Source organism: Desulfosarcina alkanivorans, assembly GCF_009688945.1.
GTDB lineage: Bacteria > Desulfobacterota > Desulfobacteria > Desulfobacterales > Desulfosarcinaceae > Desulfosarcina > Desulfosarcina alkanivorans.
The window spans coordinates 4,775,674-4,797,050 of record NZ_AP021874.1; the positions used below are offsets into that span (position 1 = coordinate 4,775,674).

The window sequence follows — 21,377 nt, forward strand, 5'->3', positions numbered from 1 at the left end:
GCTGAATTTCATTCCTGCTTTCGGCATTTATGCCGGAAACTTGAACTTTTTTGCGAAACCCCCGGGGGAACAGGGGGGTCGCCTGCAACCACCGGTTCCAATTTCAAATGGTCTCCGGCAACCGGCCCGCATTCGATCACCGCCAGTGATCCGGTTTCCCAAAAATGCCATCATTTAATGAACTTGCGTTCGTGTCGGGAAGTAAGATATACAATGGCTGACGAAAAAGCACCGCATCATGGGCGGTCCCTTGAATCGCCCTGCGCGTGATGATGCACTCCATGTCGTGTCCCTCCTGTAAAGGTATGCAGGGAATGAATAAACCACCCAAAACCAAGGCACCCCCCCCGGTCGGACGTCTGGGCACGTTCGCCGGCGTGTTTACCCCCAGTATTCTGACCATCCTGGGGATCATCCTTTTCCTGCGGCTCGGTTATGTGGTGGGCAGTGCCGGATTGGCGCGGGGGCTGCTCATCATCGCCCTGGCCAACACCATCAGTGTGCTTACCAGCATTTCCCTGTCTGCCGTGGCCACCAATCTTAAAGTCAGGGGCGGCGGTGATTACTACCTGATCTCGCGGACCCTGGGGCTGGAATTCGGCGGCTCCATCGGCCTGGTGCTGTTCCTGGCCCAAAGCGTTTCCATCGCCTTTTACAGCATCGGTTTTGCCGAGGCGGTGGCCGCATTTTTCCCCGGGCTGCCGCCGTTGGCCGTTCAGTTGATCGCTGCGGGAGCCGTGGCGTTTCTTTTCATTTTCGCCTGGCAGGGTGCGGACTGGGCCACCCGTTTCCAGTTCGGTGTCATGGCCCTGCTGGTGGCCGCATTGGTTTCATTTTTCATCGGCGGCATCCGCAACTGGGATTCGGCGCTGCTGGCCGCCAACTGGGCGGCGCCGGAAAATGGCGTCCCTTTCTGGCTTCTTTTTGCCATTTTTTTCCCCGCTGTCACCGGGTTCACCCAGGGCGTAAGCATGTCCGGGGACCTGGCCGATCCGGGGAAGAGCATTCCCGCGGGGACGTTTATGGCCGTAGGGATTTCGATTGTCGTTTATTTTGCCGTGGCGGTTCTGTTTTCGGCAGCCATGCCCAACGCCGGCCTGTCGTCGGACTACGGTGCCATGAAACGTGTATCTGCCGTCGGTTTTTTCATCGATGCGGGGGTGATTGCCGCAACCCTGTCGTCCGCCATGGCCTCTTTTATGGGCGCTCCCCGAATTCTCCAGTCCCTGGCCGCCGACCGCATTTTCTCAGTGCTGACACCCTTTGCCACGGTCAGCCAGCCGTCGGCCAATCCCCGGCGGGGCGTGCTGCTCTCCGCCGGCATCGCCTTTGCCACCATTGCATTGGGGCAGTTGAACCTGGTGGCCAGTGTGGTTTCCATGTTTTTTCTCATTTCATACGGGCTGCTCAACTATGCCACCTATTTCGAGGCCAGAACCCAAAGTCCTTCTTTTCGGCCCCGATTCAAGTGGTTCTCTCCGCCCCTCAGCCTGCTGGGTTTCATCATCTGTCTCGGCGCCATGCTGGCCATCGACCCCAAGAGCGGGGCGGCGGCCATCGCCCTGCTGTTCGCCGTATACCAGTATCTAAAACGCACCGCCGGGCCGGCCCGGTGGGCCGACAGCGCCCGATCCCACCACCTTCAGCAGGTTCGCCAGCACTTGCTGGCCGCCGGAGAAGATCCCGAGCATGCCCGTGACTGGCGGCCACAGCTGCTGGTGTTTACCCACGATTCGGAACGCCGGACGGCGCTGTTGACCTTTTCTTCCTGGATCGAAGGCGGAAGCGGGTTTACCGAGGCGGTGCAGATCGTGGAAGGGGACGGCGCCGCTGTTCGGAAAGCGCGGGCAGCCGCCCATCAGGCGCTGGCGGAAGCGATCGTCCGCGGCGGTCACCCCATGTTTCCCCTGACCGTCTGTGCCACGGATGCCACCCAGGCCATGGGCCTTCTCATTCAAAGTTCGGGGATCGGCCCCCTGCGTCCCAATACGGTGGTGGTCAACTGGATGGGTGACGCTGCCAAGCCTTTTCCCGGTGTCAGTCCCTATCATTACGTGAAAAACCTCAGGCTCATTTTCCGGCAGGGGAAAAACCTGGTGATATTGCGCATGGACGCCGAATCCTGGAACCGGGTCCAGGCCGCTCCAAGGGCGGAGCGCCGGATCGATGTGTGGTGGCAGGGAGATGCCACCAGCCGCCTGATGCTTCTTTTGGCCCATCTGATGACCCGCAAGGAGCCGTGGGACAAAAGCACCATTAGGGTGCTGACGCAGGGCGATGGTCAGCGCATCGAGGCAGAACGGGCAATATTGGAAAAAAACCTGGCGGACATTCGCATCGATGCGGATGCCTGCATCGTTGCAGATTTTGACGCCGACACCATCGTGGCCCAGTCGGCCGCCGCGACCTTTGTTTTTCTGCCCATGAAAATTCAGGAAAACCGCATCGTCGATCCCACCGGCAACTCCTTTGAGCGCTCCCTGCCGCGGCTGCCGGTTTCTGCTGTGGTCATGGCCGCTGAAGACCTCGATCTGGACGCGGCCCCCGAAGAGGGGCTGGCCGCCCAGATTGCCGGGGCGTCGGACGACCTGGAGGCGGCCCGCAAAAAAGCGGAGGCTGCCCAAAAGGTGGCCGCAGAGAAAAAAGAAGTGCTGGAAAAGCTTTCCCGCCAACTGGCTGTGCTGGAAGAACAGGGCGTTGACGGTGTCGTGCCCCTGGACTCACGCAGCGCCTTGACCCAGGAACGCGACAGTGCGGCGTCCGCTGCCGAAAAGGCCTTTCGGCGTGCGGTCAAGGCCAGGGTCAAGGCCGATGATGCAGAAAAAACGGTGGATGGCTTGACCCCCGGATTAAAATCTGAAAAAGACCCGTCAAGCGGATAGTCCCCTGCACGGCCTGTTAGAGTGGAGATTACCATGCCCAGTCCCAATCCGGCCTATATCGATGCCCTGATCCGCGTGATCAACGCCAGTCCTTTTCCTTCGCATATGTCGATGCGACTCGAATCCATCGCATTCGACCAGGCGATGGTTTCCCTGGAAACCGGACCCTGCCATCTTCAGGCCTACGGAATCGCTCACGGCGGCGTACTGGCGACGCTCATCGACACAGCCACCTTCTGGGCCGTCTTCCTGAGGCTCCCGCAAGGAGACGGGTTGGTCAATGTGGATCTGAAACTCAACTACCTGAAGCCGGTGACCGAGGGGGTGCTGACCGCAGCCGGGAGATGCATCCGTGCCGGCCGATCCCTGAGTTATGCCGAGGCCGGGGTGACGGATGCCGACGGGACGTTGGTGGCCCATGGCACGTCGACCCTGATGACCCTGCCGGGAAAAGGGCTGAGTCTCAATGAGCCCAAATTCCTGACGGCCGGCTGAAACATCCGCCACCAGTATGAAGCCCAGCCCGGGTGATCCGCCGCCGCCGTGTCCGGTTCGTTAAAAAGTCTTGATTGTTGACCGGATTTGCGATGAAATATGGCGGTTCAGCGATCACCCGGGAAATCGTCTGGCCCTGATTGACGCCCTGTGTCCATAAGGAATCGTGTTGTTCACACCCTGACGGGCAGGCATGCTCCTGAATCTACGGATAGCCGGTCATGATCATTTATTGTGAGGAGTGCGGTTTTAAAAATACGATTGACGAGACACGCATCAAAGGTCCCGACCCTCAGATTCCATGCGAGAAATGCGGGGACTTTCTGCGTTTTTACGGGCTGAAGGCCAAAGCCATCCAATCGTCTCCGCGCAGCCACAAGGCGATGGTGCGATCCTGCCTGGTATTGAAATATGGCAAGGTGGTGGTCCTGGTAAACGAAACCAACGCCCGCGTGGAAATCGGCCGCCAGAAGAGCAACGACATCCAGGTGGTTAAAAACCGGGTATCACGGACCCACGCCTTGATCGAGTATAAAAACGGAAAATATTATCTCACCGACCAGAGCTCCAACGGCACCTATCTTATCATGGAGGGCCGCAAAGGCGTCACCGTTAAAAAAGAAGAAGTCCTGCTGACCGCTAAAGGTGTTATCGGCCCGGGTTATAAAGTCGATTTAAAATCCCCCGAGGGCATCCATTTTTTTTTCGAGCAGACCCCCTGATCCCGGCGTTCCGTTGCTGCTTCGGGGGTGAACCGATAAGGGGGGGGCTCAGCCGGCGAATACTTTGCCTGTTGCCGTGCGCAGACGCAAGGTGCATGGACCCCCCAACCCTGACTGCTGCGCCGCCTCGCCATTGCCCCAGCCACCATTCATCCCCCTGGATGTAAGGAGATTCCGATCATGTGGCCCGTTTTGATGAAACTGTTTTTCCTGATTTTCGCGGCCTATGCCGCCGGTATCCTGGCCCAGCATTTTCGCCAGAGCGCCATCATCGGATACCTGCTGGCCGGCAGCATCGTCGGCGCCCTGTTGTTCAACTACGCCACAATCGCTGCGGTGGCGGAACTGGGTGTGGCGTTGCTGCTCTTTTCCATCGGATTGGAATTCTCCTTCCGGCAGCTCAAAGCCCTGGGAAAGGTGGTGCTTGCCGGCGGCATCCTTCAGGTCCTACTGACGCTGGTTGCCTTTGCCTCACTGCTGACGCTCCTCATCCCCGCCTCCCAGGCCGTGATCATCGGTTCCGCGTTTACCCTGAGTTCCACGGCGATTGTGCTGAGGGTGCTTCTGGACACGGCGCAGATGGATTCCAACCGGGGGCGAATGGCACTGGGTATTCTCCTTGTCCAGGATCTGGCCGTGGTGCCGCTGGTGATCCTGGTTTCCATGATGGGCGAGGCCGGTTCGGCCATGTCGGTGGTGATGAAAATCGGCAAAACCATCGCCGCAGCCGGAGGCATGGTGCTGGTCTTTTACCTGATGTTCTATCGGATCATACCCTGGCTTTTGAAAAAAGAAGGCCTTTTTGCGAACCGGGAATTGACCATCCTGCTGGCCATCCTTTCGGCCATGGGCGCCATTGCCGGGGCCCATGCGGTCGGTCTTTCACCGGCCCTGGGCGCTTTTCTGGCAGGCATGCTGCTCGCCGAATCCCCGTTCGCCACGCAGATCCGTTCGGACATCGATGCCATCCGCACCCTATTTGTGGTGCTTTTTTTCACCTCGATCGGCATGTTGCTGGACCTGCGCTGGCTGGCGGTCCACATCCATCTCGTCCTGCCGGCGATGGTGCTCGTCTTCATCATCAAGACGGCTGTCACGGCGTCAATTCTCAAAATGATGCGAGTGGACATCCAGGTGGCCCTGGGGACGGGCTTCTCCCTGGGGCAGGTCGGGGAGTTTGCCTTCGTTCTGGTGGTGGCCGGCCGGGACAGCGGCATGGTGGGGCCCGATCTGTTTGCCGGTGTGGTGTCGGTCACCCTGCTTTCCATGTTTCTGGCCCCATACATGGTCGGATACGCCGAACCCATGGCCGAAAAGCTGTGCTCCCGGCTGTTCAACCGGCCGGCGTCCCCTATGCCGGCCGGTGACGCCGTCGGATGCCCAAAGACGCTGATCATCGGCTTTGGACCGGCCGGAGTCAAGGTCGCCAAGAGATTGCAGGAGGAGGGGGTGCCTGTCGAATTCATCGAACTGAACCCGGCCGCACTCGATAACGCTGACCGACAGGGCCTGGTCATGCATCTGGGAGACGCGACCAAGGCCGACGTGCTCGACCATGCCGGTCTCCATGACGCGGCCGTGGTGGTGGTCACCGTTCCGGACAGCCGAACCGCCGCGCGAATGATTCGTGCCATTCGCGGACTCTCGCCGGCGGTGAAGATCATCGCCCGGGGCCGTTATCATCGCCACCTGTCGATGCTGGCGGCGGCCGGTGCATCCCGGGTTGTGGATGAGGAGCAGATGATCGGCGATCATCTGGCGGAGGCCACGATGGCTCAGCTGGCTGAAACGGATTTTTACACCATGGCCTGCCGTATCATTGGAAAAACGCCGCAATCGGAATCCACCGCCGCTGCCGCATCCATGCCCGAAGACAAGCCGGAAAAAAGCGGGTCGGTCCATTGAGAAAAGGAGTCAGGAGGCGGATTACCGGCCGGAAAACGGCAGGGGCGCCTGAGCGGTCAACGGCGTCTCCGGATTTTCCAGCCGGATCAGCCGCCGCTTGGCATCGAGCCCGCCGCCGTAGCCGGTCAGGCTGCCGTTTTTTCCGATGACCCGATGGCAGGGGATGATGATGGAGATGGGATTGCGGCCGTTGGCGGCGCCCACGGCCCGTTCGGCCCCGGGACTGCCGATGCGCCGTGCGATCCACTGGTAGGAGACGACACGGCCATACGGGATGTCCCGCAGCGCCGCCCACACCTTCATCTGAAACGGCGTTCCTTCCGGTGCGAGATCCACATCGAACGATCTGCGCTCGCCCGAAAAATATTCGGCCAGTTGGGTTTTCACCGCCGCCAACCCCTCCGGGGCCCGTCGCCACCCGGCCGCAATGGCAATGGGGTGCCGCCCGTTGATAAAGTTCAGGTGGCGCAGTCCCCGTTCGTCCGCGGCCAGAATCAGGGCGCCGGCCACTTCGGTTTCAAGGGTGTCATAAATCATTTTTCCTCCTGCCCCATCCACAGGTAGATCGCTGCGTATGCGCGCCAGGGACGCCATGCCTCGGCACGCTCCCCGGCTTCCTTCTCCGTCGGCCGGCGTTGCCCTTCCTGCAGCGCTTTCAGGAGCCCCAGGTCCGCCGCCGGAAAGGCGTCGGGCTCTCCCAGGGCACGCATGGCCACATAGTGGGCTGTCCAGTCGCCGATTCCGGGTATGGCGGTCAGCGCAACCACAAAGCGGGGTAAATCCATGACGCTCTCCAGCCGCAGCGCCCCCGAAGCAACGCGCTGCGCCAATTGCCGCAGGGTCTCTTTTCTTTTCCGGGGCATGCCGATGGCTGCCATATCCGCTGCCGCCAGGTCTTCAGCCCGCGGAAACAGCCGTGTTAAATGGGGCTCGCCTTCCTCTTGATACGGCGTTCCCGCCAGGCGGGCGATGCGGCCCAGCTGGGTGACGGCCCCTTTTACCGACACCTGCTGGCCCACCACCGCCCGTACCGCCGTTTCAAAGGGATCCCATGACCCGGGAAGCCTCAGCCCCGGCAGCCTGCCCACCCGTTCGGCCAGCAGAGGGTCCCGGTTCAGGGTCCGGTGGATGGCCTGGGGATTGGCGTCCAGGTCGAACATGCGGCGAACCCGCGCCACAACGGTCATCAACTGGCGGTTGTCCGGCAGGTCAACCGCCAGTTCCAGGGCATGGCCCTTCGGGGCATGTCTTACGGCGATGGCTCCCCGGGCGGCAGACGGGCGGATCGTCCGCCGATAGACCTTGCCATCCGCCCATTCAACCCCGGGGATGGCCCGTGCGCGGAAAAAGGCCAGCATCCGCTCCCAATCATAGGGCGGCCGGTAAGTCAGGGTCAGGATGCAGCTGGATGCGGACCCGGTGACACGGCGTGCCTGGGGGCGACGGCCGCGAAGCTGCGACGGCGACCGGCCGAGCCGTTGGCGAAAGGCGGCATTGAAGCGCCGGATGCTGCCGTATCCGGCGGCAAGGGCCGCCTGGGTGATGGGCATATCCGTCTCCACGACCAGCCGTTTGGCGAACAGAAGGCGCTGGTTGTCGGCGATGGCCTTGGGGGTGGCCCCGATGTGCCGGCGGAAAAGCCGATCCAGGTGCCGTGTGCCGATGCCCAACCGAACGGCCAGATCCTTCACCGACCCGCCGTCCAGAGCTCCCTGGCGAATCAGATGCATGGCCCGGGCGACGGTGGCCGATGTGCCGTTCCAGGCGGGGGTGCCCGGGGCAGTCTCGGGACGGCACCTCAGGCACGGGCGCAGACCGGCGGCGGCAGCGGCGGCGGCCGTGGGATAATAGACGATGTTTTCCGGACGGGGTGAAGGGGCCGGGCAGATGGGGCGGCAGTAGATGCCCGTGCTTTTGACGCCGGTGAAAAAGAGGCCGTCAAAGCGCGGGTCCCGGGCCCGTCTGGCGCGGTCGCAGGCGGCGCGATCCATGAGTTTGTCCATGTTCAATCAATGGTCCTTTTTCGGTCGGTACGGTACGGCCCTTGAGTGCGTTTACCGGCATGCTCACCGCCATAGTGTGCTATTTCCCATCGGCTGACAAGTCGTTTTCGGACATCATTTGAAGCGGCGCTCCCGGATTCGCCGGTCCTTGTCCGTGCTCACCGTGTTCGCCGGAATGGCTTCCTGCTCGGTTTCCCTGCAGGTAGAGATTCCCAGTGCGGCGGACACGGGACACCAGGCAATGATTGCCGTCAAGAAGATAACGACGCCCACCACGTAGAACCCGTTCCAGATGCCGGCGCCCAGAGCCAGGCATACCAGGCCGGCAACGATGCGGAGTATGCGTTCGGTTTTGCCTAAATTGCATTTCATAGCCAGCTCCTTTCAGGATTGGTTGCACTTATCCACAGAGATACAGCAAGAGAAATACCAACGCGGTGCCGGAAACTTTATAATTGGTTCAATTGGTTATGGAAACGATATGACCGGTATGCCGCTCCGGGTGTCAGCTTTTTTTACCCGCTGACAAGCCCGGATGCACCTGTATCCAATCACGGCGGCCGGCAAATTTACAAAGCATGTCATTTGCGTTACACTTAGAGCATCTATCCTGAGTCCGGTATTCCGCTTTTTCAAAGGATCACCCATGCTCCGATTCACAAGGACGTCATCGAAGACGGCCGGCAGTTCTCCCGGCACACTGGTTCATGTGGGAGAGAAGAAAACCGAAACCATCCGCCTGGGCATGCTGCACTATGACCCGGACACGCTGCTGGAGAGGTCCCTGGAACGGGTTGAAGACGCATTGCCCCTGCTGAAACCCGCCACCACGACCTGGATCAATGTCGATGGTGTCCATGACACCGCTTTCATTGCGCATATCGGCCGGCAGTACGGCCTTCATCCGCTGACCCTGGAGGACGTGCTCAATACTCACCAGCGGCCCAAGGCCGAGGCGTTCGATGATTATCTTTATGTCGTGATGAAAATGCTTCGCTACGATGCAGACCAGGATCGCATCCGCCCGGAGCAGATCAGCCTGATACTGGGAAAAGAGGTCCTGATTTCTTTCCAGGAGGCGGCCGGCGACGTCTTCGAACCGGTCCGGGAGCGGATTCGGAAAGGAAAGGGGCGGATTCGCAAGGGAGGGTGCGATTACCTGGCCTACGCGCTCGTCGACGCCATCGTGGACAATTATTTTGTGATTCTGGACCGGCTGGGTGAACGGCTGGAGGTCCTGGAAGAGACCCTCGATGACCATCCCGATGCCGGCATCTTAGAGGAAATCCATACCATTCGGCGGGAGTTGATTTACTTGAGAAAACAGGTCTGGCCGTTGCGGGAAATGATCACCCATTTCCTTAAGGCCGACACCCCCTTCATCGGTGAGGACACCGGCCTGTTCATGCGCGATGTCTACGATCACACCATCCAGACCATCGATACCATCGAATCCTTCCGGGATATCCTCTCCGGCATGCAGGACCTCTACCTGTCCATGATCAGCAACCGCATGAACGAGGTGATGAAGGTGCTCACGATCATCGCCACCATCTTCATTCCCATCACATTTGTCGCCGGCATCTACGGCATGAACTTTACCCACATGCCCGAACTGACCTGGCGCTGGGGCTACCTGTGCGTGTGGCTGGTCATACTTGCCATCGTCATCGGCATGGTGGCTTTCTTCAGGAACAAGAAGTGGTTGTGAGGCGGGTCGATGGGTCGTGCTGCAATGCCGACTCCCGACTGCCTGACGACGCATAAGCCGTTTGCGTGTCCTGAATCTCCCTGCGCGGGTCCATGGCCATGACCACCGGGGAGGTGCTTTTCATGGGGACGAAGGCCACCTGGTCGGCTACAGGCACAGTTTCCATTTTTTCATACTTTCTCAAATAGACGGCGATTGCGGCGAAGGCGCCGTTGACCAGGCACCAGAACGCGAAAAGCCCAAAGGGGGTGTGCAGCAGGGTCATCATCCCTGATGCCAACACAGGGCTGACGCTGGCACCGATGCTGTAGGCGAAAAGCAGGCCGGCACTGACCGCGATCGTATCCTGTCCGCCGAATATATCGTGGGCCCGGGCCACGGATAGCGGGTAGACGGCAAACACCAGGGCCCCAATAACGCCCATTGCTGCAGCCAGAGGCCAGAACGACGCTGCCGCGCTGATGAAGATGACGCCGCTGACTGCGGCAATGGTGGTTGCGATCACGGTGAGGACGACGGTGCGGTCCAATCGATCCGACAGCTGGCCGACCACCATCTGGGCGGCCAGGCCGGAGAAAACCGTGATGGACATGATCCAGGAGAGCTGGCGAAGCGTCAGGCCGATGCCGTTGCAGACCACCGGGGTCATGGCATAAAAGGCGCTGTTGGTCAGGCCTGCGGCCATGCTGCCCAACATGCCCAACGGTGATTTACGGAAGATGGCGATGAAACTGAAGGCCTTTCGCTCGGGCATTCGCGGATGAACCCCTTCGGTTGCCGATACCGGCACCAGGCCCAGCGCAAAGATGATGCCCACGATGATAAAGAGCTCGTGTCCCGTGACGTCTCCGACGTTCAATAATTGCTGGCCAATGCCGATGCCCAGGTAGCTGAGGGTCATGTAGATCGAAAAAACCGTCCCCCGGTTGCGAGATTCGGTGCATTCGTTGAGCCAGCTTTCGATGACCATGAACATGCCGAACGTCGCAATACCGCACAAAAACCGCAGGGCGCCCCAGAACAGGGGTGACAAGTACAGCCCGTGAAGGAGGGCGGCGGCGGTCGTAACGGCCACAAAGATGGTGAAGGCCCGGATATGGCCGACGCGCTGGATCAGGTGATGGCACAGAAAGGAGCCCGACAGCAGGCCCGTGAAATAGCAGGACAGGACGATACCGGTGGCGGCGGTTGAAAACCCTTCCACGGCCATCCGCGTACTGAGCAGGGTGTTGAGCAGACCGTTGCCGGTCAGACAGATAAAGACGGCGACAAACAACGCCCCGAAGGCACCCACGGCGTTAACCATTTTTGATTTTTCCTTAATTCATTGGCCGGAGGGCGCAGGCCGACCGGTCAGCTTGAAATTTGAATCGTCCCTCAACGGGCATCCAAGAGGGATACACCTGCCTTCAATGCGACGGATCCCATCCGATACCGGGCTGGCCGGTGGGTCGCAGAATGCCCTTATCCAAAAGAACCGCCCCGGATGCGGGGTCACCATTCAGGTCCAGATGGCCGTCCAGGTCAGCATATTTCACGTTGGGGCGTGCCAGTGCAAAGTGAAGGCCGGCAGCGATGCCCAGGGCCGACTCGTCCATGCACCCGACCATTACCTCCAGGTCGGCGGCGCGGGACACGGCATTGATCTTCAAGGCTTCATCGATGCCCCCGACCTTCATGAGCTTGATGTTGATCATGTCCACCAGGTCATTCCTGGCCAGCCGGAAGGCGTCCTTCAGGTTCATCAGGCTTTCATCGGCCATGATGGGCAGGGCAACCTGCCGGGTGACCCGTCCCAGCAGGCGGTCCTGTGTCCGTGGGGTGGGCTGCTCGATGAGTTCCAGTCGCGCCGGCCGCACCCCCGCTACCAGCCGCATGACGTCCGCCTCGGCATAGCCCTGATTGGCATCGAAGCGCAGGTCGATTTTCCTGCCCACCGCCTCCCGGACCCTGAGCAGGCGTTCGATATCGGCGTCCACATCCGTACCCCCCTTTATTTTCAGGGCGCGAAATCCCTGGGCGGTCCGTTCAACGGCGCGTTCGACGGTTTCTCCGACAGGAAGAATGCCGATGGTGATGCTGGTGCGCATGCGATCCCGGAATCCGCCGAGAAGTTTGTACAGCGGTAAACCGGCCGCCTTGCCCAGAATATCGAACAGGGCCATGTCGGCCATGGCCATGGCCGATGGTTGCGCCTTCAGGTCCGGGCGGATGCGTTCCATGAGCATGACCGGCCGCAGGGGATCCGACCCCTTGAAGGCGGGAACGATGATAGTGGTCAGGGCGTCCATAACACCCGCTGCGGTTTCGCCGGTCACTTCCCGGTCCGGTGCCGCGCAGCCATAGCCGATGATGCCCGTCGAGGTTTCCATGCGCAGGAAGACATTGGTGACCCTGCTGACGGATTCGTAGGCAATGGTATACGGCTCGGTCAGCCGCATGGTGACCGGCCAGGCGTCCATGTGTGTAATTTTCATCGGCTGCTAATACTTTCTCTGATAGATTTCCTTGAGGGTCATGGTTTTCAGCTGGTCCACGAAGCCCACCAGATTGGCGATCATGACCGCCCACATCTTCTCACCTTTTTGGGCGCTGGCCTTGGTCGGATCTCCCATGACTCCGCTGGCCGATATCTTGTGGGTGTGGGCATACCAGGAAACCCCCCGTTTGGACGTAAAATCAAGATAGCGGCTGGTGAATGCCGGCACCTCCATCTGCAGGCGGTCCAGGCGCACCAGATGGGGCCGAATGGCCAGGCTGGTGCTCGTCTCGATCTCGCCGGCATGGACATCGTTGGGGGTTTCGATGAGGCGGTCCACGTCCACGTCGCTGGTCTCCCCGGTATCCACGCAGACGAAAATGCGGGCATCCTGGTTGATGCGCTGGGCGGCAAAATTCAATGACGGCGCATTGCCGCCGTGCCCGTTGATGATCACCAGTTTTTTGATGCCGTTTTTGGCCACGCTGATACCCACGTCGTAGACCAGGTTGGCCAGGGTGTCATTGTTGATGCTGATGGTGCCCTTGAAGGCTTCATGGTGGTAGGAGACCCCGTAGGCGATCAGCGGCAGCACCAGCGGCTTGGGGGCGCTGCAGCCGTCGGCGACGCGCCGGGCCAGGTAATCGGCATCGAAGGCATCCGTGTCCAGGGGCAGGTGGGGGCCGTGCTGCTCGATGGCGCCCACCGGCAGCAGGGCAGTATCCACGATGCCGAGCCGGTCCATGGCATCCGGCCAGCAGAGGTCTCCCCAGAAGAAGGTCGCCGGCGGCGTATCGGCGGCCATCGTTTCCACGGCTGCCGATTGTCCCGGTTCGAAGGCCCGGGGCCTGTTCAAGTCCGGGTGGGAAAACGGATCCACCGGCTGCCATCCCGATCGATCAGGCGCAACCGCGCCGGCCGCGTATTCCATGCAGATGCGGTAAAGGTCCACCCGCAAGTCTTCCGGGATGCCATCGATGGGCGATACCATGGGGTCGAACCGCAGCCGCATAACCTCCGGATAAGGACGGACCGCCCGGGCCTCTGCAGGGGGCACCGTGATGGCACCCCGTTGGGAAAGCATATGGAGCAGGTGCGCCGCTTCGGCTGTTGGCTGGGAGTAAAGCCCCTTGTCCAGCAGGGCTGTCAGACAGGTTTTGATCTGAGCCCTCGTGTAGCCGCAGCGGGTGGGGTCTGCTTCCAGGGCGGTGAGCATGGCCACGATGCGGCGGCACTTCTCGCACTTGCCGCAGGGCTTGACCCGGTCGCCTGCCTTGTGGGTGGCGTGGCAGGACATCTGATGCTCCTGGAGATGGGGATAGCGCTCGACCAGTATTTTTTCGATCAACAGTTCGGACAGGGGGCGCAGCATCGAAAACTGGTTCACCGCCCACCCCTTGCCGTTGAAATAGGCTGACAGGGCGCGGTCGAACCAGATGCTCTGGTCGTAAAGGCCGTCGTAGTGGCGGATCCCCCGGGTGGTGACGCGCCGGGAGGTATCGAACTCGTCCCCGATGATCAGCCGGCCCATGCCCCGTTTCTGCATCAGCGGCAGGGCGCCGAAGAGAAATACCGCCACCGTCCACAGGCGGATGGGGTACTGGTCCGAGCGCACGCCGGCAAAATCTTTTCGGATGAAGGGCATCCGGCGAAGCATCCAGGAGAAAAAGCGGTCCGCGTTGACCCATACCCGTGCCGTGTTGGGGATGCTGTCCCTGAAGTGGCGATAGGCGTTCAAGGCCGTAAACCAGTGCCGGCCCGACTCGTTGACGAAAATGGGGTGCACCTCCCTGCCCATATCTTCGAGCAGACCGAAACCCAGCAGGCTGTCCTTGCCGCCGCTGGAGAGAATGCAGTGGCGGTTCGGGTCGGTCTTCCAGGGACGCAGGCCCTCAACCCGAACCCCGCGGGGGAAGATCAGCCGCGCCTGCAGGTAGGTTTCGGCTTTCACTGCCGGCAGGCTGGCCGCATCACCCACCAGGAAGGGATTGGGAACCAGGAACTTGTTGACGAAAATTTCCCGGGCGGTGTTTTTCGCCATCTCCCTGAGAAAACGGCGGTCGGTTTTGTCGAACAGGCCGTTGAAGACGATATCACGGCAGAACAGGCCGTAATTCAGGGCCACCTGGGCGGCGATCATGTCGGCCAGATTCCGGGATTCGGGTGAACGGGGATCGAAAACATCCTCCTCGTATGTGTAAATCAGTTCGGTCTGCTCAGCCTCTCCGGCAACCGTCAGGCGATAGGGCGCCACCAGCCGTTTGGGTTCCAGCCTTACCGGTCCCACTTCCAGCCGATCGAAAACCACGAGAGGGGCCAGGGCATCTTCATGGTTCAATACAGGCGTATTTGCTTCTGGCATGGATTCTGACTCCCTGATTAACGAGGGGCGCCGTCAGCGCCTGGTTTTATGCTGTCCGGTGGCTGTTTGCGCTTCACGTGCGGCAGCAGTGTCGCAACCAGCCGGTCTCCCTGATCCCGGAGCACATCGAATGCCGGCAGGCCGACCACCATTTCGATGGCCTCGCAGGTTGCCGGGACCCGATCCGCGACGATGCCTTCGTGGTTGATCGTAATGGCAACAACCGGTTTGCCCGACAGGGATTCAACGGCCTGGATCTGCCGGGACAGGGGCTGGATCGGGTAGCCGGGAAAACCGTCATAATCCTTTCTGGCGGGGGCGTGCTGCAGGACCACCAGATCCGGCCGGCCCGCCGCCAGAATTTCGAAGCCGCCCGGGTAGGCCGGGTTCATCAGGCTGCCCTGGCCTTCGATGATGATCACATCCGGGTGCTGTTCGTTCCAGGCCTGCCACACGGCGTGTTCGATTTCACCGGACACGAAATCGTTGACCAGCGAATCCATGATCATGCTGTAGCGTGCGCCCTGCATCCAGGCGGTCTGGCCGGTCCCGATCATTTCGGTCCGGTATCCCAGCCGCTCAAATGCCTGCACCATCAGCCAGGCGGTGGTCCGTTTACCCACGGCCGAGTCGGTGCCCAGCACAGCGATTTTCAATGCTTCCACCGCTTCGATTTTCCCTGAGAAAAAATGCAGTTGGCTTCGATCTGGCGGTTTGCGGATGTCGCGGAGGACCACGCCATGTGAAGCGGCCAGCCGTCTGAGTTCCTCATCTTCTGACAGGAAATCGTGAAGGCCGCAGTCAATGTTGAGCTTACGCGCAATGGCTGCGATAACATCCTGGCGGGCCTTTTCTCCCAGGCGCCCCCCGTCAGGGGCAATACCGATCACCAGGTGTGTGGCCGGCAGGCCTGTTTTTTCGGCAACCTGCATGGCGGCATCAATGGAACCCAACACCGGTGTGCCGCTGGTTTGGCCATCAATCACCTCACCGGCATCCCGGCCGGCATAACGGGAATCCACAACGGCGACAACATGATACCGGCGGCAGAACCGCACCAGGCCATGGGCCGTTTTGCCGTTGAGCGTGTTAAACGCACCTTCACAATAGACGATTGCTTTTCCTTCGGGCTTCATGATTTTCTTCCTGTCAGGACGACCACATATCGATCGTTGGGCAGTGGGTTTAGCCGGTGGCGGTCGATCAGGGCAATCAGCCCGGCGGTGGACGCCGGCAGCACGTCCAGGCCTTCTCGCTCACGGATCAGACGTGAGTACAGGCGCATATTCCTGTCCGAGGCATCGCCGGCCCAGCCGCCGGTTTCACGGATGGCCCTGAGGGCGGCGTTGCCGTCGATGGCATGCCAGTTGATCAGCGGTTCATTGATTCGGGTCTCCCTGATTTTTTCCGGAACCAGGTCTTCACAGATGGGCCTGTTTTTCAGAGCGGCCTGGACGATGGGGTTCTTCCGAAAGGAGGAGCCGGCCACCATCCGAGGCATGCGCGAGGTCTTGCCCCGTCGGTGCAGGCTGGCAAATCCTTTGAACACGCCGGCGAATGTCGTTCCGTTGGAAACCGGCAAGGCTACTGCCGCCGGTGCATCCCCCAGTTCATCGTAAATTTCGTAGGAGATCCCACCATAGGCGGTCAGTTGCATCATCGTGTTACTGCCGCCCGGGTTGGCGTCGTACCATTCCGATTTCTCGGCCTGCTCGCTGGAGGTGGCCACCGCCCCTTCATAGTCGCCCGGCACGCGAACGATTTCCGCTCCCAGCGCCTCCATCTCCCGAATCCGGGGGGTATGGTAGTTCCCCGGGAGGTAGATCACGCAGTGAATGCCGGCCAGGGAGGCCGCCAGCGCCTGGGCCACACCGAAGTTGCCGCAGGTGGCCACTGTAACGGTGTCGAAGCCTCGCCGCATGGCATCCATGGCCTGGGCAAAGGCGACACGGTCCTTCTGGGTGCCGGTGGGGTTGCCTCCTTCGAACTTCAGGAAAATCTGGCGCAGCCCGGTTTCCCGTTCGATGTTGCGGGCGCGGATGAAAGCGGTGTCGCCCACCTCGGAGTCGATGATGTCCTCATAGGCTTCGAGACGCTCTTCAAGCGTCCGTGACAGATCGGCGGTAATTTCCCGCTGGCGGTTCACATCTTGCTGTATCTGTCGGAATTCTCCGGATGCACCGTCCATCAGCTCGAAAGGTTGGTTGAGGCGGCTGTTTTCACGCGTCATTTTCTGTTCCCTCACTCAGGCGCAATACCTGTTTCCCATCGACGGAAAACGACGTTGGCCAAAGCAAATTTCATGACAATTTTTTTAAACGGCCAATTATTTTTTCGTGGAATTCTTTCTCAGACGCATCGGGTCCTGGCGTCTCTATGAAATTAGAAACATTCCGGTAGGTTAAAAAACCCTTGTGCACAACGTTCCTATTCGTGCCGGCGTCACTTGTGCCGACGGCCCCCACATGCACCCCTGGCTTTCGTGGTGGTGACAGCTTTTTTCTCCGTGAATTTCCAGCCAACCCGCCAGGGGCGGAACGGATGATTCCGGTTTTTCGAAAATCGGAATCCTGTTTTCTTTTTATTTTTTAGTAAATATGCCGGGGTGTTAAACAGGTTTCTGCAACGTTTGAATGTTCCCCGGTGCCGAACGGTGTGTGGATGATCGGACCTGTCAGTTCTGATTTTAGACATGGCCTGCAAATTTTATAATAAAAACAAATATATAAAATTTTGGCCCGATCATTGCTGAAGGTGATGCGTCAGGATTTTATAGCCCTCTGGCGAAGGTTATTGGGGACACGTGGTCCTTTATGAAACAAAAGGAGAGAAACGATGAAAAAGGGAAAAATGAACATGTGGCTGGTGTTGACGATGCTGGCGGTGATCACCCTTCTTCCGCTGCTCGCAATGGCATCGGAGCCGGTGACCATCGAAGGCGAGGTGAATGACAATTTTCAGATTGTCGATGCCGACGGTCAGGTTTTTGAGATCGCGGACACCGTTCAGGGCACCGATCTGGTCGAGAACCACATCGGTGAAAAAGCCAAGGTGGTGGGGACACTCGAGCAGGATCAGGACGTAAACATAATTACTGTCACCACTTTCGAAATTCTGGCCGAATAAGCCTTCAAGGGCCCGCCCGCCGGTGGGGGCGGGCCCTTTCCAAAACAGGAGTGGCCATGAAAAAAAAGCCTAACGCATCCATGCAGACCCTGGTCGGGATCGTCACTCCGTTCGCCTGGGATGAGTGCGATCGGGTTTCTGAAGTCTCGCTGTCAGCTACCGACGATGAAGAATACATCATTGAAAACAGTGCACGATTTATCGACCTGCTCCAAAAACCGATCCGTGCCGTAGGACTTGTCAGGAGCGGCAAGAAGATTCACCGGGCGATCAACATCAAAAAATTCGAGCTGTTGGAAAGCGTTTCGTTTGCTGAATAGGTCTTTGCCGACCACCCAAAGAGCCCGCCGGCCCGGGAGCAATCCGGTTTGTGGGGCCGTCATGTGGAAGTCTGGACGCATGCCGATCCGGTCTCCCCCGGCCTTCATCGGTGCCGGGAGGACGCCGACAACCGGCGTCCATCTTCTCGGCCGCCGCCGGGACCGTTTCCACACCTCGGTGCCGGCCGACTCAACCCCATCAACGACTGCAGGGGGAACCCATGAAGGAAAAAGATCTGGACTATTTTCGTCAACTGCTGGAAAGAGAACTGGATCGGCTGATCGATAAAGCCGAAGATACGGTTTGGGAACTCACCGGTTCCACTTCGGACAATGAAGCAGACCCGCTGGACCGTGCGACCCTGGAGCTTTCCCGGAGCAATGTTTTTCGCATTCGAAGCCGGGAGAGCCGACTGATCAGAAAAATAAAAGAGCGTCTTCAGGCCATTGAAGAGGGCACCTACGGCATCTGTGAGGACTGCGAGGAACCCATTGCCATGAAGCGGCTGTTGGCCAGGCCGGTCACCAGTTACTGCATTACCTGCAAAAACCACCGTGAGACGCTTGAAAAAGTCATCGGGTACTGAACCCTTGCCCTGATGGAACGCCGGCGCTTGTCTGGCTGTTTCCCCCGCCTGCTGTCCCTGTTTTTTCTCTCAATTTATGACCCTTCCGCTACCGGATAGCCTCAACCGGGGCTTTTCGGTGGTCAAGGATGTTCGCGGCGGCCTGACGGCTTTCCGGGATGATTGCCTGCCTCCCCCTCCCGAATGCATCCGGTGTGGCAGTTTGAACTTGTTTTTAGCTGCTTTTTATGGGAAATCCGAGCTCATAAGATAGGTGTTTTGGCAACACATATCCTTAAAGCCCTGTCCCCATACACCCGTGGGGCATGGGGACGCCCCGCGCGCAGGCCTATGGATACCATTCTCATCGCCACACAAGAACCGCGAACCAATGCGGCCATCCGCAGTATTTTATCCGGTGGCGGCCGGTGTGCCATTGCCGATCAACCGGACCGGATCCGGCAGCAGGTCAAGACCATCGCCTGTGATTGCCTTTTTATCGACCTGCCGCTGATGGAAGCCTTGTCTGGCGGGCCGGACCGGGCCGTGGATCCGAAGGCGGGGATTCAGCATCTGAAGGATATGCGACCCACGATGGCCATTGTTATGGTTGTCGGAAAAGGCGACGTTCGAAACGCCGTGCGGTATGTGAAAAACGGTGCCAGCAACTATATTACCGCACCTGTCGATGCCGATGAGCTGCACCTGGTGATTGATGAAATTTCAAGGGAACGCCACCGGCAGTCAGAGCTTGCCTATTTGCGGGAGCGGATATGGAAGGATGATTCCCTCGATATTGTCCAGACGCTGAGCCCCAAAATGAAAAAAGTCTACCACAATGTCCTTTCCGTCAGCCCCACCAAGACCACGGTGCTGTTATTGGGTGAGACCGGAACGGGAAAAACGTTTACGGCCAAACTCATTCACCGGCACAGCAATCGAAAAGACGGTCCCTTTATCAGCGTTCATTGCGGGGCCATACCGGACACCCTGATCGAAAGCGAGCTTTTCGGTCACGAAAAAGGGGCCTTTACCGGTGCTCACCGGCGTAAGCTGGGCAAGTTCGAAGTGGCCTCGGGAGGCACCATTTTCCTGGATGAAATCGGCACCATCGCCAAATCAGCGCAGGTTAAACTGCTGACGGTTCTCCAGGAAGGAAACTATCAGCGTGTGGGCGGCGAACAGACCCTCAAGGCCAACGTTCGCGTAATTGCCGCCTCCAATGCCGATCTCAAACAGATGTGCGATGAGGGCCTGTTCAGAAAAGACCTATACTACCGCCTCAACGTTTTTCCCATCACGATCCCTCAGGTCAACGAGCGTAGAGAAGATATTCCCCTGTTCGTCAATGCCTTTCGCGAAAAATTCAACCAGTTCAATGCCAAGGACATCCAGGGTGTTCATCCCGATGTCATGCATGCCCTGATGCATTACGACTGGCCGGGCAACATCCGGGAAATAGAGAATCTGGTGGAACGGGCGCACATCCTCGAGACGACATCCGAACTGACGCCCGAAAGTTTCCCGGCCGAACTCTTCGATACCGTCGAGCCAACCACCGAAGTGGCCATCGACACCACCCAAACGCTGGCAGCGGTGAGGAAAAAGGGGCTGACGGAAATTGAACGCCGCTACCTGAAAGACGTTCTTTCCCGGAACAAGGGCAGGATCAACACCTCGGCATCAGAGGCCGGCGTAAGTACCCGGCAGTTGAACAAGCTGATGCACAAGTATGGCCTGGACAAAGGCCTCTTTAAATAGGGTTTTTTCACACGGGCCCCCTTCAGTATTTCCCGGAGGGGCAACACCTCCGGATCGGGATACTGCACCCGCGGGCCATGCCTTCACTCCTGCGGGGCGGCAGACCCAATCCTGCCGCTCTGATAGGAAGCATGCCGCGCCATTCCCCGATGGACGTCCACGTGCGTTGCCAGACGCTTGCAGAACCCTCATTTCCGATTCTACGGAAAATCGGAACTTCTGGTTCTGAACCCAGCTGTTCCTCCCTTGACCCCTCAACGGCGCGGCATCGTTATCTGTTCGCGGGTTGCGGTCGCTGATTGCCTCTAACCGGTGCCTGAACGACCGGAACGGGCCTTTCCTCGCCGGACCGGTATTCGTTTTACGCCTCACCCTGTCGAGTCGATATAAGTTGGTATGCTTTTTGGTAGCACGATTCTGCACCGCTGAAAGTGCCTTCCAGCCGGGAGGGCATGGTCGATGCGGAGAACCAAAATCGACAAGCATGAAAGGATACTCTTCGATGAACTGGAAATTCTGGAAAAAAGAGGCCCGGGACACCGCTGTTGCCGTAAAGAGACCCAAACTTCCCAGGCCCAGAGACCTCCCGGAAGAGGTCGGTCGCAAGATGGTCGTGGCAATGAAGCTGGATCCGGATCTGGTATGGTCCCTCAAATATGTGAGCCGGCCCATGGAATTGCATCGAAGTGCCAGTGAATTCAGAATATATGATCCTGCAACGGCCCATCACAAAGGGCTTGTGGTAAAAAACTGGATCTCCCTTGACGATTTTCCGGACATGGTTCTTTACACGGGCAATTACGACAAAAGCACCAGCACCGTCGACATTCATTAATTTCAATGGCGGTGGGCTGGAGGATACCCGTCACCCCTCTGTCGGGTCGACATCGGACACGCGAAAAATGCCTGCCCGGATGCGGGTCAGGCATTTGGCTTCGGTGGCAGGCTTGTTTGCAGCCCCTTTTACGAGTCACATCACCGATGCATGCCGGCCGAAGATGAAATTTTTGCAACATATTGTTTGTATTGAGTAAAAAATTGTTTT

The 21,377-nt window shown here is 59.2% G+C and carries 19 protein-coding genes; 10 read left to right on the forward strand and 9 right to left on the reverse strand.

All coding sequences use genetic code 11. From position 1 onward, the window contains the following. Positions 1-136 precede the first annotated feature (136 nt). Complete coding sequence (locus DSCA_RS20935; protein WP_155318282.1) at positions 137-283, reverse strand: hypothetical protein; 147 nt, start codon at positions 281-283, stop codon at positions 137-139. 31 nt (positions 284-314) lie between these two features. Here DSCA_RS20935 and DSCA_RS20940 point away from each other — a divergent pair, with 31 nt between their 5' ends. The 4 genes from DSCA_RS20940 (at position 315) to DSCA_RS20955 (ending at position 6,004) form a co-directional block, all read left to right on the forward strand. Further along, positions 315-2,882 (forward strand): APC family permease, encoded by a 2,568-nt coding sequence (locus DSCA_RS20940; RefSeq protein ID WP_231716234.1) that lies wholly within the window; start codon positions 315-317, stop codon positions 2,880-2,882. 33 nt (positions 2,883-2,915) lie between these two features. Continuing rightward, positions 2,916-3,377 carry a PaaI family thioesterase gene (locus tag DSCA_RS20945; RefSeq protein ID WP_155318284.1) on the forward strand — a complete coding sequence of 154 codons (462 nt, stop codon included), beginning with the start codon at positions 2,916-2,918 and terminating at the stop codon, positions 3,375-3,377. A gap of 221 nt (positions 3,378-3,598) precedes the next feature. Further along, a complete protein-coding gene (locus DSCA_RS20950) occupies positions 3,599-4,099 on the forward strand; it encodes an FHA domain-containing protein (RefSeq protein WP_155318285.1) in 501 nt (166 codons plus the stop codon). 180 nt (positions 4,100-4,279) lie between these two features. After that, positions 4,280-6,004 carry a cation:proton antiporter gene (locus DSCA_RS20955; protein ID WP_155318286.1) on the forward strand — a complete coding sequence of 575 codons (1,725 nt, stop codon included), beginning with the start codon at positions 4,280-4,282 and terminating at the stop codon, positions 6,002-6,004. Positions 6,005-6,025: 21 nt separating this feature from the next. On the opposite strand, the gene DSCA_RS20960 is transcribed toward DSCA_RS20955, so the two are convergent. From DSCA_RS20960 to DSCA_RS20970, 3 genes are all read right to left on the reverse strand, one after another. Next, the gene (locus DSCA_RS20960) at positions 6,026-6,541 is read right to left on the reverse strand and encodes a methylated-DNA--[protein]-cysteine S-methyltransferase (protein WP_155318287.1); all 516 of its coding nucleotides are present in this window, start codon (positions 6,539-6,541) and stop codon (positions 6,026-6,028) included. Then, entirely contained in the window at positions 6,538-8,007 is a 1,470-nt protein-coding gene (locus DSCA_RS20965; protein WP_155320505.1) for a DNA-3-methyladenine glycosylase 2 family protein, read from the reverse strand. The genes DSCA_RS20960 and DSCA_RS20965 overlap by 4 nt, the downstream gene beginning before the upstream one ends. 114 nt (positions 8,008-8,121) lie before the next feature. Further along, positions 8,122-8,379 (reverse strand): YgaP family membrane protein, encoded by a 258-nt coding sequence (locus DSCA_RS20970; RefSeq protein ID WP_155318288.1) that lies wholly within the window; start codon positions 8,377-8,379, stop codon positions 8,122-8,124. A 274-nt stretch (positions 8,380-8,653) separates the two neighbouring features. Between DSCA_RS20970 and corA the strand changes: the two genes are divergently transcribed. After that, positions 8,654-9,718 carry a magnesium/cobalt transporter CorA gene (gene corA, locus DSCA_RS20975; RefSeq protein WP_155318289.1) on the forward strand — a complete coding sequence of 355 codons (1,065 nt, stop codon included), beginning with the start codon at positions 8,654-8,656 and terminating at the stop codon, positions 9,716-9,718. Here the strand turns inward: corA and DSCA_RS20980 are convergent. The 5 genes from DSCA_RS20980 to DSCA_RS21000 form a co-directional block, all read right to left on the reverse strand. Next, entirely contained in the window at positions 9,696-11,024 is a 1,329-nt protein-coding gene (locus DSCA_RS20980; RefSeq protein WP_155318290.1) for an MFS transporter, read from the reverse strand. The genes corA and DSCA_RS20980 overlap by 23 nt on opposite strands. A 103-nt stretch (positions 11,025-11,127) precedes the next feature. Beyond that, on the reverse strand, positions 11,128-12,195 hold the full coding sequence (locus DSCA_RS20985; protein ID WP_155318291.1) for a mandelate racemase/muconate lactonizing enzyme family protein: 1,068 nt from the start codon (positions 12,193-12,195) through the stop codon (positions 11,128-11,130). 6 nt (positions 12,196-12,201) lie between these two features. Then, positions 12,202-14,559 carry a creatininase family protein gene (locus DSCA_RS20990; RefSeq protein ID WP_155318292.1) on the reverse strand — a complete coding sequence of 786 codons (2,358 nt, stop codon included), beginning with the start codon at positions 14,557-14,559 and terminating at the stop codon, positions 12,202-12,204. Positions 14,560-14,576: 17 nt separating this feature from the next. After that, positions 14,577-15,695, reverse strand: a complete 1,119-nt coding sequence (locus DSCA_RS20995; RefSeq protein ID WP_155318293.1) for a DUF1611 domain-containing protein — start codon at positions 15,693-15,695, stop codon at positions 14,577-14,579. Further along, positions 15,692-16,789 (reverse strand): pyridoxal-phosphate dependent enzyme, encoded by a 1,098-nt coding sequence (locus tag DSCA_RS21000; protein ID WP_155318294.1) that lies wholly within the window; start codon positions 16,787-16,789, stop codon positions 15,692-15,694. Before DSCA_RS21000 ends, DSCA_RS20995 begins: the two co-directional genes overlap by 4 nt. A 605-nt stretch (positions 16,790-17,394) precedes the next feature. Here DSCA_RS21000 and DSCA_RS21005 point away from each other — a divergent pair. The 5 genes from DSCA_RS21005 to DSCA_RS21025 all read left to right on the forward strand — a co-directional run bounded on the left by DSCA_RS21005 (position 17,395) and on the right by DSCA_RS21025 (position 21,167). Beyond that, complete coding sequence (locus tag DSCA_RS21005; protein ID WP_155318295.1) at positions 17,395-17,685, forward strand: hypothetical protein; 291 nt, start codon at positions 17,395-17,397, stop codon at positions 17,683-17,685. A 56-nt stretch (positions 17,686-17,741) separates the two neighbouring features. After that, complete coding sequence (locus tag DSCA_RS21010; RefSeq protein WP_155318296.1) at positions 17,742-18,005, forward strand: hypothetical protein; 264 nt, start codon at positions 17,742-17,744, stop codon at positions 18,003-18,005. Between the two features lie 221 nt (positions 18,006-18,226). After that, a complete protein-coding gene (locus tag DSCA_RS21015) occupies positions 18,227-18,592 on the forward strand; it encodes a TraR/DksA family transcriptional regulator (protein ID WP_155318297.1) in 366 nt (121 codons plus the stop codon). 330 nt (positions 18,593-18,922) lie between these two features. Further along, complete coding sequence (locus DSCA_RS21020) at positions 18,923-20,332, forward strand: sigma-54-dependent transcriptional regulator (RefSeq protein WP_167527888.1); 1,410 nt, start codon at positions 18,923-18,925, stop codon at positions 20,330-20,332. Positions 20,333-20,834: 502 nt separating this feature from the next. Then, complete coding sequence (locus tag DSCA_RS21025) at positions 20,835-21,167, forward strand: hypothetical protein (RefSeq protein ID WP_155318299.1); 333 nt, start codon at positions 20,835-20,837, stop codon at positions 21,165-21,167. Positions 21,168-21,377: the final 210 nt, after the last annotated feature.

Coding starts and splice junctions, on each gene's coding strand:
- DSCA_RS20935 (WP_155318282.1), bottom strand. CDS start 283: ATGGAGTGCATCATCACGCGCAGGGCGATTCAAGGGACCGCCCATGAT.
- DSCA_RS20940 (WP_231716234.1), top strand. CDS start 315: ATGAATAAACCACCCAAAACCAAGGCACCCCCCCCGGTCGGACGTCTG.
- DSCA_RS20945 (WP_155318284.1), top strand. CDS start 2,916: ATGCCCAGTCCCAATCCGGCCTATATCGATGCCCTGATCCGCGTGATC.
- DSCA_RS20950 (WP_155318285.1), top strand. CDS start 3,599: ATGATCATTTATTGTGAGGAGTGCGGTTTTAAAAATACGATTGACGAG.
- DSCA_RS20955 (WP_155318286.1), top strand. CDS start 4,280: ATGTGGCCCGTTTTGATGAAACTGTTTTTCCTGATTTTCGCGGCCTAT.
- DSCA_RS20960 (WP_155318287.1), bottom strand. CDS start 6,541: ATGATTTATGACACCCTTGAAACCGAAGTGGCCGGCGCCCTGATTCTG.
- DSCA_RS20965 (WP_155320505.1), bottom strand. CDS start 8,007: ATGGACAAACTCATGGATCGCGCCGCCTGCGACCGCGCCAGACGGGCC.
- DSCA_RS20970 (WP_155318288.1), bottom strand. CDS start 8,379: ATGAAATGCAATTTAGGCAAAACCGAACGCATACTCCGCATCGTTGCC.
- corA (WP_155318289.1), top strand. CDS start 8,654: ATGCTCCGATTCACAAGGACGTCATCGAAGACGGCCGGCAGTTCTCCC.
- DSCA_RS20980 (WP_155318290.1), bottom strand. CDS start 11,024: ATGGTTAACGCCGTGGGTGCCTTCGGGGCGTTGTTTGTCGCCGTCTTT.
- DSCA_RS20985 (WP_155318291.1), bottom strand. CDS start 12,195: ATGAAAATTACACACATGGACGCCTGGCCGGTCACCATGCGGCTGACC.
- DSCA_RS20990 (WP_155318292.1), bottom strand. CDS start 14,559: ATGCCAGAAGCAAATACGCCTGTATTGAACCATGAAGATGCCCTGGCC.
- DSCA_RS20995 (WP_155318293.1), bottom strand. CDS start 15,695: ATGAAGCCCGAAGGAAAAGCAATCGTCTATTGTGAAGGTGCGTTTAAC.
- DSCA_RS21000 (WP_155318294.1), bottom strand. CDS start 16,789: ATGACGCGTGAAAACAGCCGCCTCAACCAACCTTTCGAGCTGATGGAC.
- DSCA_RS21005 (WP_155318295.1), top strand. CDS start 17,395: ATGAAAAAGGGAAAAATGAACATGTGGCTGGTGTTGACGATGCTGGCG.
- DSCA_RS21010 (WP_155318296.1), top strand. CDS start 17,742: ATGAAAAAAAAGCCTAACGCATCCATGCAGACCCTGGTCGGGATCGTC.
- DSCA_RS21015 (WP_155318297.1), top strand. CDS start 18,227: ATGAAGGAAAAAGATCTGGACTATTTTCGTCAACTGCTGGAAAGAGAA.
- DSCA_RS21020 (WP_167527888.1), top strand. CDS start 18,923: ATGGATACCATTCTCATCGCCACACAAGAACCGCGAACCAATGCGGCC.
- DSCA_RS21025 (WP_155318299.1), top strand. CDS start 20,835: ATGAACTGGAAATTCTGGAAAAAAGAGGCCCGGGACACCGCTGTTGCC.